This window comes from Flavobacterium frigidimaris, from assembly GCF_002217275.1.
Classification (GTDB): Bacteria; Bacteroidota; Bacteroidia; order Flavobacteriales; family Flavobacteriaceae; genus Flavobacterium; species Flavobacterium aquidurense.
Genome location: NZ_MUGV01000033.1, coordinates 26,682 through 46,165 on the forward strand (window position 1 = coordinate 26,682; position 19,484 = coordinate 46,165).

Below are 19,484 nucleotides of genomic sequence, written 5' to 3' on the forward strand. Positions count from 1 at the left end.
TTTTTTTATTTTTATATAAATGTCAATTCTATTTTTGTTGTTTGGTTTAGGATGTTGGCATTAAAATGCGCATGTCCTAAATATTCCATGCCTAAATAATCGGCTGTTTTTTTGAACGGAATGTAAAAACTCTCTTCAATTTCGTTGTCATGTGAATTTGATATCACACCAATTTTCTTTCCTCTAAGCTTTCGTCCGGTTTCTTTTTCAATTCGGATTAAATCTGAAAAGCGATCAAAGAAAACCTTCATAATTCCACTCATATTATACCAATAGATGGGCGTTGCAAAAATTAAAGTGTCGTACTCTTCGAGTATTCTTCTTATTAAAGGCAGAAAATCATCTTCTCTGTTTTTGCTTTCGTAATCATAATGAGAAATATTATAATCACTTAAGTCAATCACATCAATTCCCGATTCTTTTGCAATTTCATCGACAATTTTTGTTGTGTTTCCGTTTTTTCTGGCTGAACCTAAAATGATGACTTTTTTGCTTTCCATCTTTCAATTATCCAACAGATCCTTCTAAAGAAATCTCTAATAATTTTTGAGCTTCAACAGCAAATTCCATTGGCAGTTTGTTCAATACATCTTTACTGAAACCGTTTACAATTAAGGCAATCGCTTTTTCAGTTGGGATACCTCTTTGGTTACAGTAGAAAACCTGATCTTCTCCAATTTTACTTGTAGTTGCTTCGTGCTCAATTTTAGCCGATGGATTTTTACTTTCGATATAAGGGAAAGTATGCGCTCCACAATTGTTACCCATTAATAAAGAATCACATTGCGAAAAGTTTCTTGCATTATCTGCTCTCGCACTAATTTGCACTAATCCACGGTAACTGTTTTGTGATTTACCAGCCGAAATACCTTTAGAAATAATAGTCGATTTAGTGTTTTTTCCTAAATGAATCATTTTAGTTCCGGTATCTGCTTGTTGGTAATTATTGGTAACGGCAATAGAATAAAATTCTCCAACCGAATTATCTCCTTTTAATACACAAGAAGGATATTTCCAGGTTACAGCAGAACCTGTTTCAACTTGTGTCCATGAAATTTTAGCGTTTGTTTCGCATAAACCTCTTTTGGTTACGAAGTTATAAACTCCACCTTTTCCTTCTTTGTTTCCAGGAAACCAGTTTTGAACAGTAGAATATTTAATTTCAGCATCATCCAAAGCGATTAATTCAACCACCGCAGCGTGCAATTGATTTTCGTCACGACTTGGAGCAGTACAACCTTCAAGGTAAGATACGTAGCTTCCAGCGTCTGCAATAACAAGTGTTCTTTCGAATTGTCCTGTTCCTGCCTGATTGATTCTAAAATATGTTGAAAGTTCCATGGGACAACGAACGCCTTTTGGAATATAACAGAAACTTCCGTCAGAGAAAACTGCTGAGTTTAATGCTGCATAGAAGTTGTCTTTTTGAGGTACAACGCTTCCTAAATATTTACGAACTAATTCCGGATGTTCTTTGATAGCTTCAGAAATCGGGCAGAAAATAATTCCTTTTTCTCCTAATGTTTTCTTGAAAGTAGTAGCCACAGAAACAGAATCGACCACAATGTCCATAGCGACATTGTTCATCATTTTTTGTTCGTCAACAGAGATTCCTAACTTTTTGTACATTTCTAAAAGTTCCGGATCTACATCATCCAAAGTTTTGTTTGGATCTACTTGTTTTGGAGCTGAATAATAGGAAATTGCCTGAAAGTCTGGTTTTACGTAATGAACATTTGCCCATTCCGGCTCAATCATTTCTTTCCAGGCACGAAAAGCCTCGATGCGCCAATCGGTCATCCATTCCGGTTCTTCTTTTTTAAGAGAAATAGCTCTTACGATATCTTCGTTTAAGCCAATAGGAAACGTCTCAGATTCTATATCAGTATAAAATCCGTATTCGTATTCTTTAGTTTCGAGTTCGATTTTTAAATCGTCTTCTGTGTATTTGCTCATTGTTTTTTTATTGAAAGATTTCAAAATTGAGGGATTTAAATAAAACCACTTCTGTAATTTTTAAATCTTTAAATTTTGCAATCATTTAATTATTTTAAAGAGAGAATGATTCTCCACAACCACAAGTTCTGCTTGCATTTGGATTATTGAATACAAATCCTTTTCCGTTTAGCCCTCCTGAAAATTCCAGAATTGTTCCGGCTAAATATAGAAATGATTTTTTCTCAACTGCAATTGTTATGTCATTGTCTACAAATATTTTATCGTCTTCGCCTTTGGTTTTGTCAAATTTTAAATCATATGACAAACCAGAGCATCCGCCACTTTTCACACCTACACGTACGTAGTCATGTGCGGCATCAAAACCATCATCACTCATCAAGTCGATGATTTTCTTTTTGGCTGTATCAGAAACTTTTATCATTGTTTATGGTATTTGTTTTTTCTTTCATTTTTAATTTGCAATTAAAATAGTAATGAAATTATTACATTTTTAAAGTGCTGTGTTTCAATGTTCAAATGAAATTGTCTGCAAAGATACGACTTAAAAACCTTTTTCCATAACGCTTCACATTATTATAACAAATGTTAAAATAGATAGAAGTTATTTTGTTTTATAAAATTCTATTTTAGGGTAAACAAAATTCATTTTTTTCGGAATTTAAAAGAAAAGGCACATTTTATTTTTAAATACATAATAATATGTCATTTAAGTTAAAATACCGTATTTATACTCGCTGTACCTAGTGAATTAGTATTATTTTTGCACAAAATTATGGGTAATTATGAAAAAACATTACAAAAATGGGTTGGTAAAAACACTTTTTGCAGTATTATTTGTTTTTGGATTAGGTGCTACATTTTATATTTTTAGTAAGGAGTCAGATCTTAACTTTGATTTGTCTAAAGATATAACAGATAAAAAACAAAATACAGTAATATTAAGTGAGATTGAACTTGCTCAAAAAGACATACTAGATTCTTTAAATACTTTAAAACTGGCTTATGATGTTGCCCTTTTAGAAAAAACATCATTATCGCAGCAGTTAGAAATTGAGAAAAAGAATGTTGAAAATTTGATGGAAATCATCAAAGTATCAAAGAATCCTTCGTCGCAACAAATTGGGCTATACAGAATACAACTTTCTGACTTAAAAAATTCATTAAATTCCAATGTACTGGAAGTTAAAAAACTTAAATCTCAAAATAAGAATTTATTGACTGAAATTGAGAGTCAGAATGTGGTTATGTATCAGCAAAAAGCCGAAAATGATACATTAGTTTCTAAGCAAAAAAAATTAGAATCAACTTTAAAAGATGCTTCAAAATTAGCCATGAATAATTTTAAGGTTGTGGCACTTCGCGAGAAAAAATCTGGAAAAGAACTAGAAACTGATAAAGCTAAAAACGCTCAGAAACTTAGAATAAGTTTTACAATTAATGGAAATTCGATTGCAAAAACCGGAAAAAGAGTTTTTTACATTCAGGTTTTGGATCAAAAAAACAAAGTTTTAGGTGAAGATAAATTGATTGAATTTGGAAATGATAAAGCTTTGGTTTACAGTTTTATTGTGGCAGTTGATTTTCAGGGAAAACCTGCAAATGTTTATGGAGTTTTGAATTCTGAAGAAGGTAACTTTCCAAAGGGAACTTATTTTGTTAATTTTTTCGACAAACAAGAAATTTTTGGAAGCGCTTCGATCACACTGGATTAAATTCTTCTAAAAGATTTTTAAATGGAAATTTCTAGCATAAGGAAATTGTATTTCCTAGATTTGTTTTCCTATTAGAAATTTATTCTCATGAAACTTTACCCAATAGAATCCGGAAATTTTAAATTAGATGGAGGCGCTATGTTTGGTGTCGTTCCTAAAACAATTTGGAACAAAACTAATCCTGCAGACGCAAACAATTTAATTGATATTGCAGCGCGTTGTCTGCTAATAGAAGATCAAAATCGCCTGATTTTGATTGATACCGGAATGGGCGATAAACAATCGGAGAAATTTTTTGGTTATTATTCGCTTTGGGGATCACATTCTATCGATAAATCATTGGCAAAATATGGTTTTCACCGGGATGATATTACAGATGTTTTTATGACGCATTTGCACTTTGATCATTGCGGAGGAAGTGTACAATGGAATGCGGATAAAACCGGATATGAACCCGCATTTAAAAACGCTAAATATTGGACCAATGAAAATCATTGGGAATGGGCAACGAAACCAAATCCGAGAGAAAAAGCTTCTTTTTTATCAGAGAATATTTTGCCAATGCAAGAAAGCGGACAACTGAATTTTATTAAACGTCCTGAAGCTGATTTTGGCTTTTCTGAAGAAATGAATTTCGGAATTTATTATGTTGATGGTCATACCGAGAAGCAAATGATTCCGCATATTCAATATAAAGATAAAATGATAGTATTTTGTGCTGATTTATTGGCTACAGCCGGACATATTCCGCTACCTTATGTAATGGGTTATGATACCCGGCCATTATTAACTATGCCTGAAAAAGCAAAGTTACTAAATGCTGCAGCTGATAAAAATTATTATTTGTTCTTAGAACACGATGCTCATAATCAAATTATAACAGTTGAACATACTGAAAAAGGAGTACGTTTAAAAGAGGTTTTAACTTGTGAAGAGGTGCTTTAATCTAATTTCCACCCAAAGGTTGTCTGAAATACATAATCGTCTTTAGCGGCGCCATTTTTTGGTTTATTGTCGTAATTGTAAACAAATGAAAGCTTGATGAAGAAATCGAGTGGCAGATCATATTTTGTATCCAGGTTAAAATCGGTACGGACCCTTTTGCTTTCTGTAATACTAGGAAAAACATTAACTTTTGACTGAATGCTAAAATCGCCAATATCATAAAGATTAAAGTCAGTTCCCAGATAAAGTTCTAAACTTTTATAAGCCTCGCTAGAGTTAAAATAACGTTCGTGATTAAATGATAAGCCGGTCGCAACACCCCAATATTTTTTGTTGTCGCGTAGTATATATTTTCCGTAACCCGCTTTTGAAAGTATTCGAAGCTGAATATCTTGTTCTGTATTAGATAAAGTAGTCACTGATAATGGAATGAAAAAATCCTTGGGAAGTAAGTGTACGTAACTTAAATCTGTGTCAATTCTTCGAATGGGCTCGCTATTATCCTGAATAGACTGAATTTGTTTATACATTCCGGTGGCAAACCATCTTTTTGCCGTGTAGCCTAAGTTTACATTTATTGTTAATTGCTGTAGATTCTCGGCTTTAGTCAATTTTATTCCAACATCAAAACTGGCATCGAGTCGGTCCCAAAAACTATCATCGACGGGTTTTATATAGACGATATCTCTCAAGTTGACTTCGGTTGTAATTTGTGTTTCGACATTTTTAATTTCGCATTTATTGGGTGTTTTGCTTTTGGACAAAATTCCGTTTACTAAAACCCCGGACGTTAAATTTATAATGTGAGTTCTGCTTGAAGAAATAAATTTTACCTCTTTCCATTCCAGTTTAAAATCAGATTTACTGTAGTCGGTCTCAATCTGTAAAACTCCTTTATTCATTGATTTTATTTTTCCAATGATAACATCGTTGTTTTTCAGGACTAAAGTATCGGTCCATTGTTCATGAATTATTTTTAATTCTTTGATTTTAACATCATTATTTTTCAATACCAAAGTATCGGCGGTTTGGCCGCTCATTCTGAAAAAAAATAAAATGAAAAAGAAAAGAATAATTTTGTTCATATGCTGTGTTTAGTTTGTTGGTTATCAGCTTATAAAACTAAGTTAAGGATAATATTTTACAAAAAGGATATTCATGAAAAAATCCCATTTTCATTTAATTGAAAATGGGATTTTTTGTATTATAACTACATTATGCTTTAAAACATTAATTGGTTTTAAACTTCCAGATTTGACCAATTGTTTCTCCACCTTTATTGTCTCTTACAACAACTCTCCAAAAATATTGTTTTGTAGGTTCAACCACAACAGTAGCAGAAAGTGTAGCTATGTTGTCGCTTACTTTTACAGTTGGCGGATTAGCTGTTCCAAAATAAACATCATAAGAGAGAATATCTGCAGTGTCAACATCAGAAGCAGTCCAGCCTAAAGTTGCGCTTGTTCCGGTTAAGACACTGTTTATAACTGGCTGCGTTAAAGCCGGAGCAAATGGCAAGTGATTGACCACAGCAACACCAGCAGTATAAAATTTATAGGTTGCTGTATAAGCACTTGCTAACCCTTTAGCATCTGTTGCTTTTACTCTCCAGTAATAAGCTGTATTTTTATCTAAAGTGGCTGTATGTGTAAGGTTTGATGTAGCATCAAGAGTGGATACAATTTGAGTAAAACCATTGTCTTTTGCTATCTGAATCTGATAAACAACGGCATCTTTTTCAGTATCACTTGATTGATTCCATTGAAAAACAACAGTATTGTCTAAACACAATTTGTTGTCCACCGGACTTGCTAATGCAGGTACTGTTGGTGCAGTATTTACAGGTACCGGTACAGGTGTAGGTTCCGGATCATCTCCGCCGCCACTGCCGCAAGCTGTAAATATTAATGTGATGATTGATAGGTATATAAAATTCTTCATCTTTATTTTTTTATGATTTTAATATATTCTGGAGTTTCCAAATAGATTTTGGCCGCGTAAATTCCTGATGGTTGATTTTCAAGATTTAGTTTTGCAGTTCCATTTTCGATAACATACGTTTTGCTAGAAACTAACTGACCACCAAAATTGTAAAGTTCAATTGTAACTTCATTTTTGTCAGTTGGAATTTCAATCTCAAAACTGCCACTAGTTGGATTCGGGTAAGCAGAAAGAACAGTTCCTAAAATTTCTGATGTCTTAATCTTTTTAGCATAAACTCCTTCGCAGGCTTTTGCAGTTGCCACTTCGATTAATCCGCCTTCGCTAAGTTCTACAGAGAAATTAGAATCTACAGTTTGGAATTGTTCATTTCCGTCAACAAAAACAGTAAATGGTGCAGTACCTTCCGTAATTTCGATAGCTACTTTTTTAGATGCAATACTAGATTTCCCGGCGATTGTACCCCCTTTTGCAATAGTTACAGTAAAGTTTTGTTCGAAAATCATATTAGGAATGCTAATCTTGATTTTGTAAACTCCAGGTGTTAAAGCAGTAACTTTTAAGTTATTGTTTGTAAAAGTATAAGGCTTGTCATTTATAGTAGCAGCATAATCAAATGCTGATTTTGCTATAATGCTTATTTCTCCATTATTTTCACCAAGACAAGATTCTCCTTTAGTTTCAATAGCAAAATTGTTTGAAGGTAAAGTTAATTCTCCAGTACATTCTGTATTAAAAGTTGCGATAACATCTTTATTTCCAGAAAAATTGGCAATAGCAAAAGTTACATCATCAACAAGTATACAAAATAATTGTGGGTTTGTTTTGAATGAAATGTTATAATTTGTCAATAAAGTATTTTTACCATTTCTTAAATTCAGACTTGTTAAATTATTTTCCTGAACATAGAAAGCAAGTAAGGCTGGATTTGTTGTTATATCTACAGCTGTTAATTTGTTTTTAGAAAGATCTAATACTTTTAAAGCTGTTAATTTAGAAAAATCTATAGCTGTTAATTGGTTAGCAGAAACATTTAAATTAGTTAATAGTATGTTTTTTGAAACATTTAAAGTTGTTAACTGATTATTGTTTGCAGTCAAAGTAGTCAAAGCCACATTTGTAGAAAGATCTAAATTTGTTAGCTGATTAGTATACACAGACAAATTCGTTAAAGCCACATTTGCAGAAACATTTAAATTTGTTAGTTTATTATTATGCACATCCAAACTTGTTAAAGCTACATTTTTAGAAACATTTAAATTTGTTAGCTGGTTAGTGTACACAGACAAATTAGTTAAACCCACATTTGTAGAAACATCTAAGGTTGTTAACTGATTGTTATACACAGACAAATAAGTTAAAGCCACATTTGCAGAAACATCCAAAGTAGTTAAAGCATTGCTATAAGCGTATAAAGTTTTTAATTTCAGGTTTTTGGAAATGTCTACTGTTTTTAAACCAGCATTAGATATGTCTAAATTTTCTAATGCAGTAAAATCCTGAAGACCTGTTAAATCAGAAACTTTCAATACAGCGTCACTTAGATTCAGGTTGGTTATGTTTGCAATACTAGATGTAAACACTTTTCCGTTTTCACCATCTTTATCTATATTTCTGGCAATTAATAATTTTTCAAAATTAACATCAGGAATTAATGTGTATTTTCCGTTTACAGGACAAGCTTCAGATGAATATGTTGCCGTTGCATCTTTTGCAATCCAGTTTTTAGTAGAGAAATCAGCATCATCTACCTGAATACAAAGTAAGTTTGGATTTTGTGTGAAGTTTCCAAAAAACACTCTTTCCATGTTCACATTGTTTCCGTTTTTCAAGTTTAAGTTGTACAAATTATTAGATGCACAATCAATTTCTTTTAATACTATATTTTTAGAAATATCTAAATTTTCTAATTGATTGATGCTGGCACTTAAGATCGTTAATTTGGTATTTTTAGAAGTATTTAAAACGGTAAGAGCATTTGTGCTACAGTTTAAATTGTTTAATTGAATAAGTCTTGAAACGTCTAACGTCTTAATCGCATTGTTACTGCAATTTAAACTGGTCAATGATGTAACACCAGAAAGATCGCCTAAAGTTGTAATAGCATTTGCGCTGCAGTTTAAACTAACTAAGCTGTAGTTTGTAGAAACATCAAGAGAAGTCAATTGATTTTTACTTACATTTAAATTGGCCAGCACTCGATTTTTTGAAACATCAATTTTTGTCAATTTATTATCAGCTGCTTCTAACGTAGTCAATGCAGCAAAATTTTGTATTCCGGTCAGGTCCGTAATATTGCTTTTTGATACATTAAGAGAAGTTACAGTATCGATGCTAAAAGTTGCTACTTTTCCGTTTGGACCATCTTTGTCAATTCCAAGAGCGATTAGTTTGTTTTCAAAATTAACATCGGGAATTAGTGTAAAAGGCTCTCCATTTGGACATATTTCCGATGAAAAGTTTGATGTTGCATCTTTGATTGTACTCCATTTTTCGTTTGAAAAAGTAACATCGTCAACAGAAATACAAGTTAGGTACTGGTTTCTTTTTAAACTGGAATAATTGATGTTTATTAAACTATTAGCACCATTTTTTAAATTCAGATTGTATAGTTTATTGTCAGCCACATTTAATTGAGAAAGTTTATTGTTTTTAGACAAATCCAAAGTGTTGATCTGATTTTGAGAACAATTTAATACACCTAAAAGTGGATTATTTGAAACATCTAAAGAAGTTAGTAAATTGCTATAAATAGATAGATACTCCAATTTTGCGTTTTGAGATAAATTGATATTGTTCAATTTATTACTACCAACTTCCAGACGATATAATTTGCTGTTTTTAGAAACTTCTACCGTTGTGAATTGATTGCGGTCAATATTTAGAGTGCTTAATTCTGTATTTTTTGAAACGTCAAGCGTTGTTAATTGATTGCCTGCAATACTAAAAGAGCTTAGTAAAGTATTGTTTGATAAATCAATATCTGTTAATTGATTAGAGGCAAGATCTAAACTAATTAATCCTGTGTTTTTAGAAAGATCAATGGTTTTAATAGTGTTATTATTTACAGTTAATGAAGTCAGGGCTTTAAAATCCTGAATACCTGTTAAATCAGAAACTTTATTCTTACTATCATTTACTGTTAAAGATGTTAATGTTGAAATGCTTGCAGTACGAACCTTTCCATTTTCACCATCTTTATCTAAACCTTTAGCAATTAATATTCTTTCAAAACTTAGATCAGGTATTAATGTTTGCTGTTCGTTTAACGGACAAGCTTCTGATGAATAAGTTGCTGTGGCATCTTTTGCAACCCAGTTTGCTTCAGCAAAGGCGGCATCATCAACTGCAATACATACTAAATGTGGATTTAAGGTGAAATTACCAAAAATCATACGTTGCATGTTTGCGTTATTACCGTTTTTCAAATTAAGATTGTAAAGATCGTTAGAAGCACAATCTAATTCTTTCAAAAGAGTATTTTTTGAAACATCTAAATATTGCAATTTATTAAAACTAGTACTTAACAAAGTAAGTTTCGTATTTTTTAAAACATCAAGTGCCTCAATAGCATTAGAATTACAGCTTAAACTGTTTAATTCTGTGTTTTTTGTAACATTTAAAGCGGTAATCGCATTATAAGCACAATTCAAAGTGTTTAAGGACGTGTTAGTCGCAACATTAAGGGAAGTCAGTTTATTTTCGCTTACATTCAATGTTTTCAGGTCAATATTTTTAGAAATATTGATTGTTGCCAGGTTGTTATTGCTGGCGTCTAAGGATGTTAAAGCTGTAAAATCCTGAATTCCTGTTAAATCTGTAATACCACTTTTTGATACATTTAAACTTGTCAAAGTAACAATATTCATGGTTTCAACTTTTCCGGCTATGCCATCTTTATCAATGCCTAAAGCAATTAATTTAGCTTCAAAGTTGGCATCAGGAATTAAAGTATAAGGTATTACAACCGGACAAGCAACTGAAGAGAAAGTAGCTGATGCATCTTTTTTTGCAGACCAATTTGTATCAGAATAAGAAACATTATCAACTTGTATACATTTCAAATCCGGATTTCCTGTAAAACGCCAACCTCCATTGTTTCCTGATGAAACATCTATTAAAGTATTGGCCCCATTTTTGAAATTTAGATTTACAAGTCTGTTATTATCAGCTAATACCTGAACAATTTTTGAATTCTTAGAGAAATCTAAATTTCTAATCTGATTTCCTTGACACCAAACTTGAAAAACGTCGGGATTTTTTGAGATGTCAAAAGACGTTAATTTGTTATTGTCTGCAAGAATATAAGTCAGTTTTGTATTTGCAGAGACGTCAATTTTACTTATGTTGTTTCTGCCAAATTGTAGCGTTTTTAGATTTAAATTATTAGTCAGATTAATTTCTGAAAGAAGGTTGTTGCTTAAATCGATAGAAATTAATGCTGTGTTTTTTGACAGTTCAATCTTTGATAATTTGTTACTGCTAAGATCCAGGCTTGTTAAAGCGATGTTTTTAGAAAGATCTACTGTTTCTACTGCATTGCCATAACCTTGTAGCTGAAGTAAAGAAGTAAAATCCTGGATTCCTGTTAAGTCAGTAATACCCAGGTTGTATATGTTTATAATAGTGATTTTATCAATATTTTCGGTTAATACTTTTCCGTTTTTACCATCTTTATCAATATTTCTGGAGATCAGATAATCTTCAAATTTAGGATCTGGAATTAGAGTATAAACATTACAGTCTAAACTAAAGCCCGTTGCTGCATCTTTGGTAACAACCCATTTGGAAGCAAGAGTAAGATCTGGTACTTCTACACAAGTCAATGCTGGATTGTTTGATGTATTTAAAGTTGTCAATGCCGTATTTTTAGAAAGATTCAATCTTTTTAATGCATTGCCAGAGGCATTTAAATTTGTTAATGCAGTAAAACCTTCAATTCCTGCCAGGTTAGTAATTCCTTTTGCCGAAACATCTAATGTGCTAACAATATTAATGCTGGAGTTTAAAACTGCACCATTTTTTCCATCAGTATCAATGCCTAAAGCCATCAACTGATCTTCGAATTTTGAATCTGGAATAAGAGTAGAAAGCGAACAGTCTAAAGAAGTAAAATTAGCATCTTTGTCTTTTATTGCAGACCAGTTCGTATTAGAATAAGCAGTATTATCAACTTGAATACAACTTAGTGGATTGCTTCCAAATGATGAATCATTAGAGCTACCCATTGAATTACCGTTAACATTAATGTAACCAATAGAACGACTTAATAAAAAGTTGGCATTATTGCCATTTTTTAAATTCAGACTACTTAGCTTGTTAGAACTACAGTTCAAGGTAATTAGAGCATTATTGCTGCTAAGATCCAAAGATGTTAATTGATTTCCATAGATGGTTAAATCTGTTAATAATTTGTTTTTTGAAAGATCAATGCTCGTTAATTTATTTGAACTGGCATCTAAGACCTTTAATGCCGTATTAGTAGATAAGTTCAAAGAACTAATAAGGTTGCCTGAAAAGCTTACTTGTTTCAGAGCTGTGTTTTTTGTTAGATCTAAACTGGTTAACTTATTACCTCTAAGTTGTAATTCAAGAAGACTTGTATTGGTTGAGAGGTCTAAAGTCGTTAAATAGTTATTTGTGGCCTCAAGATATTGAAGGGCTGTGTTCGAAGTTAGATTAAGCGTCAATAAATTGAGATTAGCGCAGTCTAGAAAAATCAAATTTGGATTTTTACTTACATCAAAGTTTTTTAAACTGTAGTTACCCCCGCAGTTCAATCTAAGCAAGTTAGGATTTTTGCTAAGATCAAGACTTGTTAAACCCGTCTGGCTACAATCTAAAGTAGTTAACGCAGTAAAATCTTCAATACCACTCAAATCACTTATTGAGCTGTTTGAAACATTAAGAGAGGTTAGAGTATTGATGTTTATTGTTGGAACCTGACCATCAGTAGCACCAGAATCAAGACCAAGCACAATTAATCTTTTTTCAAAATTAAGATTAGGAATTTTTGTGTATTGTTCTGTACCTTGAACATAAACTTGAACTGCATCAATCAAAACTTCATAAGAGGCGCTGTCAAAACTAAAAGTAGAAAGCGATAAATTGTATGATAAATCTTTATCTGCGGTAAAAGTAGTTACTTTTTCTGTCCATAAATTGTTTGTAGCAAATGTACTGCTGGACAAAGTGGCTGCAGCTCCCGTTTGGGAAATATTTAGCGAAATAGGATGGTCACCACTATAATTACTACTAACATATTTGTACTTATACTTTATAGTGTAAGTAACTCCTGCTTTCATAGGAACAAGAGTAGTAATTTTTGGAGAAACGGTTGAATAATACAATCTCGCACTATATTGTGATGTTGTATAATCATAATTAGAATTAACAACATTCGCTATAGTCCAATTTTGTATCAATCCGTTGGCGGTAGTAAATTCGCCATTCGGAACCAAATTAATCTGCGCATAAAGCGAAAAATTTGCCAATAACAGCAATAAGAGTAGTTTTGTTTTCATAGAATAAGTTTATGATTCGGTCGCGCAAGTGTACAATTTTTAAACGGACTTTCCTTACGGGAAAACGTAAAGGCTGTGTTATATTAATATAAACACAAAGAAATAATTTGAGCTATAATTTTTACGTAAGAAATAGCTTTAATTCTTTATAAGAAATAGTTTTGCCAGCATTCAGAATTTTCATAAATTACAATCAAAATAGTCATAAGACAGTGTTAACTGTTAGTATTATGTAACAAAAAATCATAATTTAGACCCATATTTTAACTTTTATCCTAATTACAGACATGAGTCATATAAAACCTAATAGTTTATCTGCTTTTGCATTACTTGTTTTAGCAGGTTGTAGTGTAACGCTACAAGCACAAAATTCAACTCCTAAAACAGCGATTACTGCTCCTTTAGCAATTGTAAAAAAAGCTCCGGTTACTGAAAATGAATTAAAAAGATGGAGCCATCTGGATCTGGTAAAAGATACTATAGCGGGAATGAGTGTTGATAAGGCTTATGCTGAATTATTGCAAGGGAAAACAGGTGTAAAAGTAATAGTTGGTATTGTCGATTCAGGTGTTGATATTGAGCACGAAGATTTGAAAGGCATGATTTGGACAAATCCTAAAGAAATTCCGGGAAACGGAATTGATGATGATAAAAACGGATTTATTGATGATGTTCACGGATGGAATTTCCTTGGCGATGCCGTTCATGAAAACCTTGAAATGACACGCGTGGTTAAAAAAGGAGATGATGGTTCTGCCCAATATAAAAATGCTTTGGCACAATATACGGAGCGATATGACAAAGCCATAAAAGACAAACAACAAGTAGACTTTTTATTAGAGGTTCACAATACGATTAAAAAAGAATTAAATAAAACGACTTATAAACTTGAAGATTTAAGCACGATCACGTCTACAGATCCAAAAGTTAGTCAAAGCAAAAAGATCATGACCCAAATTTTTACCAATGCGGGGCCAACTTTTGATCCTGAAGCGGAATTGGAAGAGTACAGAAAACAAGTTTATGGCGAGTTAGATTATAATTTGAATAAAGAATTTGACGGAAGAAAAATCGTAGGCGATAATCCTGATGACATCAAAAATGATCATTATGGAAACAATGTTGTTTTTGGTCCGGATAAAGAAGAAGCACTTCACGGAACTCACGTAGCCGGAATTATCGCGCAAGTTCGTGGTAATAATTTAGGTGGAGACGGAATCGCTAATAACGTTGAAATTTTGACCGTAAGAGCGGTGCCAGACGGAGATGAATATGATAAAGATATTGCATTGGCAATTCGTTATGCTGTTGATAACGGTGCAAAAGTGATTAACGGAAGTTTCGGAAAAAGTTTTTCTCCTCACAAACAATGGGTTTATGACGCTTTAAAATATGCTAAGAAAAAAGATGTTTTAATTGTTCATGCAGCAGGTAACGATGGATACAATATCGATGAAACAAAAAACATCAATTATCCTAATGATTCTGAAGATAACGTAAAAGAGTTTACAGATAACGTAATTACAATTGGTGCGATCAATAAAACGTATGGAGAAAATGTTGTAGCGCCATTTTCGAACTTCGGAAAAATCAATGTAGATGTTTTTGCTCCGGGTGAGGAAATTTATGCAACAGTTCCGAATAATAAATACAAATATTTGCAAGGAACATCAATGGCATCACCAAATGCTGCCGGAGTTGCGGCCTTAATTCGTTCTTATTATCCAAAATTGAAAGCCAATCAGGTAAAACAAATTTTGATGGATTCTGGAGTTGCACTTCCTTCAAAAATAGTTTTGGGAGAAAATCCTAATCCAGATGCAGAACCAGTAGCAGTTTCATCAGCTGAATCATCAAAAACAGCTAAAATGGTCAATGCGTATAATGCTCTATTGATGGCTGAAAAGATGTCGAAGAAATAAATAATATAAAATACTAATCACGATGGAAGAGTGGCAACTCTTCCATTTTTATTAAAACAATGATGCGAAAAATTATACTATTATCCTTTTTGAGTTTTGGTTTAAACTCAGCATTTGCACAAAACGCCCCATATTGGCAACAACATGTTGATTACAAAATGGAGGTTGCTATGGATGTCAAAAACTATCAGTACAAAGGAAAACAAGAGTTGGTGTACACCAATAATTCTCCTGATACTTTAAGAAAAGTATTTTACCATTTATATCCAAATGCTTTTCAGCCAGGAAGCGAAATGGATGCACGTTTGCACTCCATAAAAGATCCTGATGCAAGGATGGTAAACAAAATTAAAGATGCTGATGGCAAAGAGATAAAACAAAGCCGTATTGAAACTTTAAAACCAAACGAAATTGGTTTTTTAAAAATTACTAATTTCAAACAAGATGGTGTTACGGCTCAAACCAGAACGTCATCTACAATTTTAGAAGTGACTTTAGCGAAACCAATTTTGCCAAATTCTAAAACAACTTTCACCTTAGATTTTGATGGACAAGTTCCGGTTCAGGTTCGTCGTTCAGGAAGGAATAATAAAGAAGGTGTCGAATTATCGATGTCACAATGGTACCCAAAATTAGCCGAATTTGATTTTGAAGGATGGCATGCTGATCCGTATATCGCGAGAGAATTTCACGGAGTTTGGGGAGATTTTGATGTAAAAATTACCATTGACAAAGAGTACACAATTGGTGGTTCTGGATATTTGCAGGATAAAAACACCATTGGTCATGGTTATGAAGATGCTGGTGTAAATGTTGTTTATCCAAAAAAAGCAAAAACTTTGACATGGCATTTTATTGCACCAAATGTTCACGATTTTACATGGGCTGCTGATAAAGAATATACACACGATATTGTAAAAGGACCAAATGATGTTGATTTGCATTTCTTCTATAAAAATGATCCAAAAACTACCGGAAACTGGAAACAATTAGAGCCTTTAATGGTAAAAGTAATGGATTATTATAACCACAGAGTAGGAGCTTATCCATACAAACAATATTCATTTATTCAGGGCGGAGACGGTGGAATGGAGTATGCAATGTGTACTCTAATGTTAGGAAGCGGAACTCTTGAAGGAATTTTAGGAACAGCAACACACGAATTAGGACACTCTTGGTTCCAGCATATTCTAGCTTCAAATGAATCAAAACACCCGTGGATGGATGAAGGTTTTACAACTTACATCGAAGACAGTGCTTTGAATGAATTGAAAGGAGATAAAAAAGAAGAAAACCCGTTTAAAGGAAATTATGCTGCTTATTACAGTTTAGTAAATTCTGGTAAAGAACAACCGCAAACAACTCATGGTGATCGTTACGACGAAAACAGACCGTACAGTATTTCATCTTATGTAAAAGGAAGTATCTTTTTATCGCAATTGGTTTATGTAATTGGTCAGGAGAATTTAGATGCAACTTTAAAAAGATATTTTCACGATTTTAAATTCAAACACCCAACTCCCAATGATATCAAAAGAACAGCGGAGAGAGTTTCCGGAGCTGAATTGGATTGGTATTTAATTGATTGGGCTGAAACCGCCAATACGATTGATTACGGAATCAAAGACGTAGCGGATAACGCAGGAAAAACGACTGTAACGTTAGAAAGAATTGGAAGAATGCCAATGCCTATCGACTTAAAAGTTGACTATGCTGATGGAACTTCTGAGACTTTTTATATTCCGTTAAGAATGATGAATTTCATCAAACCAAATCCAAACCCGAATGTTAAAAGAACTGTTTTGGAGGATTGGGCATGGGCGCAATCCAACTATAGTTTTACAATCGACAAAAAGAAAACAGCAATCAAAAAAATCACAATTGATCCAAGCGGATTAATGGCAGATGTAAAACCTGCAAATAATGTTTTTGAGGTGAAATAAGTTAAAATATTCTTTACATAAAAAAGCCCTTAAAAAATTATTTTTAAGGGCTTTTTGTTTTTCAAATTTTATCTAAAAGTGAGATTATACTATTTTCATTTCAGTAGCAACCTCAGATTGTGTTTTCTTAAAAGGAAACCATTGCCTGTAACTGGCGCATCTCCACAGCCATTCAATTGGTCCGTAATTGTATTTAGACAACCACCATTTGCTTATAAATAATTGAAGAGTAAAGACAAAAACGGCTAGTGCAAAGAAAAACCAATAGGGCATTGTAGCTTTGATTCCCAAACCAATTCCAGAAAAAATAAAGGCAGCCAAAATATTTTGAGTGATATAATTGGTCAAGGTCATTTTACCACCAGCAACAAAATAGCTGAAGATGGTTTTGAATTTACCGTTAATGTATAATAAACTAATTCCGCTTGCAATAAAAACCATTGTACTTAAAATAAGCCAGAAATAAGGGTGAAAAAATTTAAGAAAATCAGCTCTGTTTTCAATGGCAAAGAAAAAAACAATACCAATTATAACGGCAATAATTAAGCTGCTTATCAGTACATATTTTAAAAGCTTTTTCATTTCGTTTAAACGATTAAAAAACTCTATTTTTTGAAGCATAACACCAAAAAGCATGCAAGCCAGCATAACAATATGAGCCGTTATTGCATAGCCAGGAGCAATGATTTGTTGGTAAAAAGAAGCTAATAGATTGAATTTAAAAAAGTCGAGCCAGTTTCCGGAATAATAGAGTTTTAGGTATTCAGGATTTGAAATAATGTCTATCCTTTCAAAATTAAAGCTTTTGATATAAGCCATTACAAAAGGAATACTAAGAATAAGTATAGCCGAAATAATACCTAATGTTTTTGCCTGACATTTATAAAAAAGCAACAACACAAGTCCTAAAAAAGCATAATCTTTTAATATGTCTCCAAACCAAAAAGCAGAATGAATAAAAGCCAAAATGAATAGCAAAAGCATTCGCCAGCTAAAAAAGGTAATAGGGTTTTTGCCTTTTGCGGTGACATTATTAATTAAAATAGCAAAGCCATAACCAAATAAAATGGTTAATAAAGTCCAGGATTTTCCAGAGAAAAAAAATTGATCGAATTTAGATAGTATTTCAGATAATAGACTATTGGTTTCGTTTGGCAAACTAATGTGTGGAAGACCAGAATAATTGCCAATAGCAACGCCCAAAATAGCCCAGCCGCGAAGAATGTCGACAATAGCAGTTCGTTTGCTTTGTTCGAGAGGATGATAAGAATTTGTCATTTGATTAACATTTTGTTTGTGATTGATTGATGATTTTAGATAAAATTTGAAATTATTCTAACGCAACCAAAAGTAAGAAAATTATGTAATCAATAACTTTTGTCTAAAAATATATTTAAAAAGAAAAGCGTGTTATCCTAAAGGAATTTCTTTAGAATAACACGCTTTAAATTATTTTGGCAATTTCAGTTTAACCCAAATGCTCCAGCATATCTTTAGTCATAGTTTCAAGATCGAAAGTATGTTTCCAGTCCCAGTCTTTTCTTGCTTCAGTATCGTCAATACTGGCCGGCCAGCTGTCAGCAATTTTTTGACGGAAATCAGGATTGTACGTAATCTCAAATTCCGGAATATGTTTTTTAATTTCTGCAGCAATTTCAGTTGGTGTAAAACTCATTGCAGCCAAATTATAAGACGAATGTATTTTGATTTTTTCAATAGGTGCTTTCATAATGTTGATGGTTGCATCAATGGCATCATCCATATACATCATTGGCATTTTAGTCTCTGATGACAAAAAGCACTCGTATTTTTTATCGGCAATAGCCTTATAGAAAATATCAACAGCATAATCGGTAGTTCCGCCACCCGGAGGCGTAGACCAGCTAATTAAACCAGGATAACGGATACTTCGAACATCAACTCCATAAATGTTATGGTAATATTCGCACCATCTTTCACCGGCTTGTTTACTAATTCCGTAAACTGTAGATGGTTCCATAACCGTATATTGTGGAGTGTTCTCTTTTGGAGTTGTTGGTCCAAAAACCGCAATACTGGAGGGCCAGAATATTTTTTTTATTTTTTTTGCTTTCGCTAAATTTAAAACGTGAAATAGCGAATTCATATTCAAATCCCAGGCAAATGCAGGATTTTTTTCGGCTGTAGCAGACAAAAGTGCCGCCATTAAATAAATATCAGTAATTTGATGTACTTCTACAAGATGTTCGATTTGGTTAAAATCTAAAGCATTGACCACTTCAAAAGGACCGGAATTTACAACGTCAGTATTTAATTTTCGGATGTCAGAAGCGATTACATTTTCTGTTCCGTATAACTTACGCAATTTCTGGGTTAATTCTGTCCCAATTTGACCGCAAGCGCCAATGATCAAGATTTTTGGATTCATTTTGTAGTTTTTTTTAGAGATACAAATATAACGTTTTCGCAATTACATACGTTTTTTAGAATCATAAATTATAAATTCAATAACGAAAAAGTTTGTTTGTTGGATAATTCTCTTTTCCAGAGGTGTGTCTT

Annotated in this window: 12 protein-coding genes; 4 read left to right on the forward strand and 8 right to left on the reverse strand. The window is 32.7% G+C overall.

What is annotated here, in order from left to right:
* Positions 1-11: 11 nt before the first annotated feature.
* The 3 genes from B0A65_RS17895 to B0A65_RS17905 all read right to left on the reverse strand — a co-directional run bounded on the left by B0A65_RS17895 (position 12) and on the right by B0A65_RS17905 (position 2,380).
* Positions 12-500, reverse strand: coding sequence for a flavodoxin family protein (locus B0A65_RS17895; protein ID WP_072970166.1), 489 nt, complete (start codon positions 498-500; stop codon positions 12-14).
* 7 nt (positions 501-507) lie between these two features.
* Entirely contained in the window at positions 508-1,956 is a 1,449-nt protein-coding gene (sufB, locus tag B0A65_RS17900; protein ID WP_074662456.1) for a Fe-S cluster assembly protein SufB, read from the reverse strand.
* A gap of 94 nt (positions 1,957-2,050) precedes the next feature.
* Positions 2,051-2,380 carry a HesB/IscA family protein gene (locus B0A65_RS17905; protein WP_026982558.1) on the reverse strand — a complete coding sequence of 110 codons (330 nt, stop codon included), beginning with the start codon at positions 2,378-2,380 and terminating at the stop codon, positions 2,051-2,053.
* Between the two features lie 361 nt (positions 2,381-2,741).
* On the opposite strand from B0A65_RS17905, the gene B0A65_RS17910 reads away from it, so the two are divergent.
* Together B0A65_RS17910 and B0A65_RS17915 are read left to right on the forward strand one after the other, a co-directional pair.
* Positions 2,742-3,671, forward strand: a complete 930-nt coding sequence (locus B0A65_RS17910) for a hypothetical protein (RefSeq protein WP_074662459.1) — start codon at positions 2,742-2,744, stop codon at positions 3,669-3,671.
* Between the two features lie 87 nt (positions 3,672-3,758).
* Positions 3,759-4,616: an MBL fold metallo-hydrolase gene (locus B0A65_RS17915; protein WP_074662462.1), complete on the forward strand. Its 858-nt coding sequence runs from the start codon at positions 3,759-3,761 to the stop codon at positions 4,614-4,616.
* Here the strand turns inward: B0A65_RS17915 and B0A65_RS17920 are convergent.
* The 3 genes from B0A65_RS17920 to B0A65_RS17930 form a co-directional block, all read right to left on the reverse strand.
* Positions 4,613-5,701 (reverse strand): DUF481 domain-containing protein, encoded by a 1,089-nt coding sequence (locus tag B0A65_RS17920; protein WP_083370500.1) that lies wholly within the window; start codon positions 5,699-5,701, stop codon positions 4,613-4,615. The two genes, B0A65_RS17915 and B0A65_RS17920, sit on opposite strands and share 4 nt — an antisense overlap.
* Before the next feature lie 145 nt (positions 5,702-5,846).
* Positions 5,847-6,557 (reverse strand): glycoside hydrolase family 78 protein, encoded by a 711-nt coding sequence (locus B0A65_RS17925; RefSeq protein ID WP_074662465.1) that lies wholly within the window; start codon positions 6,555-6,557, stop codon positions 5,847-5,849.
* A gap of 2 nt (positions 6,558-6,559) precedes the next feature.
* Entirely contained in the window at positions 6,560-13,081 is a 6,522-nt protein-coding gene (locus B0A65_RS17930; RefSeq protein ID WP_074662468.1) for a T9SS type A sorting domain-containing protein, read from the reverse strand.
* 287 nt (positions 13,082-13,368) lie between these two features.
* On the opposite strand from B0A65_RS17930, the gene B0A65_RS17935 reads away from it, so the two are divergent.
* A complete protein-coding gene (locus tag B0A65_RS17935) occupies positions 13,369-15,003 on the forward strand; it encodes a S8 family peptidase (RefSeq protein ID WP_074662471.1) in 1,635 nt (544 codons plus the stop codon).
* A gap of 62 nt (positions 15,004-15,065) precedes the next feature.
* Positions 15,066-16,946 carry a M1 family metallopeptidase gene (locus tag B0A65_RS17940; protein ID WP_074662473.1) on the forward strand — a complete coding sequence of 627 codons (1,881 nt, stop codon included), beginning with the start codon at positions 15,066-15,068 and terminating at the stop codon, positions 16,944-16,946.
* Between the two features lie 84 nt (positions 16,947-17,030).
* Here B0A65_RS17940 and B0A65_RS17945 read toward each other — a convergent pair whose 3' ends face one another.
* A complete protein-coding gene (locus B0A65_RS17945; protein WP_074662476.1) occupies positions 17,031-18,224 on the reverse strand; it encodes a DUF418 domain-containing protein in 1,194 nt (397 codons plus the stop codon).
* A gap of 190 nt (positions 18,225-18,414) precedes the next feature.
* Positions 18,415-19,353, reverse strand: a complete 939-nt coding sequence (locus B0A65_RS17950) for an L-threonine 3-dehydrogenase (RefSeq protein ID WP_074662479.1) — start codon at positions 19,351-19,353, stop codon at positions 18,415-18,417.
* Positions 19,354-19,484: the final 131 nt, after the last annotated feature.

Excerpts from the sequence above, each read along its gene's own strand:
- B0A65_RS17935 (WP_074662471.1), top strand. The coding sequence starts at position 13,369 with ATGAGTCATATAAAACCTAATAGTTTATCTGCTTTTGCATTACTTGTT.
- B0A65_RS17925 (WP_074662465.1), bottom strand. The coding sequence starts at position 6,557 with ATGAAGAATTTTATATACCTATCAATCATCACATTAATATTTACAGCT.
- B0A65_RS17940 (WP_074662473.1), top strand. The coding sequence starts at position 15,066 with ATGCGAAAAATTATACTATTATCCTTTTTGAGTTTTGGTTTAAACTCA.
- B0A65_RS17950 (WP_074662479.1), bottom strand. The coding sequence starts at position 19,353 with ATGAATCCAAAAATCTTGATCATTGGCGCTTGCGGTCAAATTGGGACA.
- B0A65_RS17915 (WP_074662462.1), top strand. The coding sequence starts at position 3,759 with ATGAAACTTTACCCAATAGAATCCGGAAATTTTAAATTAGATGGAGGC.
- B0A65_RS17920 (WP_083370500.1), bottom strand. The coding sequence starts at position 5,701 with ATGAACAAAATTATTCTTTTCTTTTTCATTTTATTTTTTTTCAGAATG.
- sufB (WP_074662456.1), bottom strand. The coding sequence starts at position 1,956 with ATGAGCAAATACACAGAAGACGATTTAAAAATCGAACTCGAAACTAAA.
- B0A65_RS17945 (WP_074662476.1), bottom strand. The coding sequence starts at position 18,224 with ATGACAAATTCTTATCATCCTCTCGAACAAAGCAAACGAACTGCTATT.
- B0A65_RS17905 (WP_026982558.1), bottom strand. The coding sequence starts at position 2,380 with ATGATAAAAGTTTCTGATACAGCCAAAAAGAAAATCATCGACTTGATG.
- B0A65_RS17930 (WP_074662468.1), bottom strand. The coding sequence starts at position 13,081 with ATGAAAACAAAACTACTCTTATTGCTGTTATTGGCAAATTTTTCGCTT.
- B0A65_RS17895 (WP_072970166.1), bottom strand. The coding sequence starts at position 500 with ATGGAAAGCAAAAAAGTCATCATTTTAGGTTCAGCCAGAAAAAACGGA.
- B0A65_RS17910 (WP_074662459.1), top strand. The coding sequence starts at position 2,742 with ATGAAAAAACATTACAAAAATGGGTTGGTAAAAACACTTTTTGCAGTA.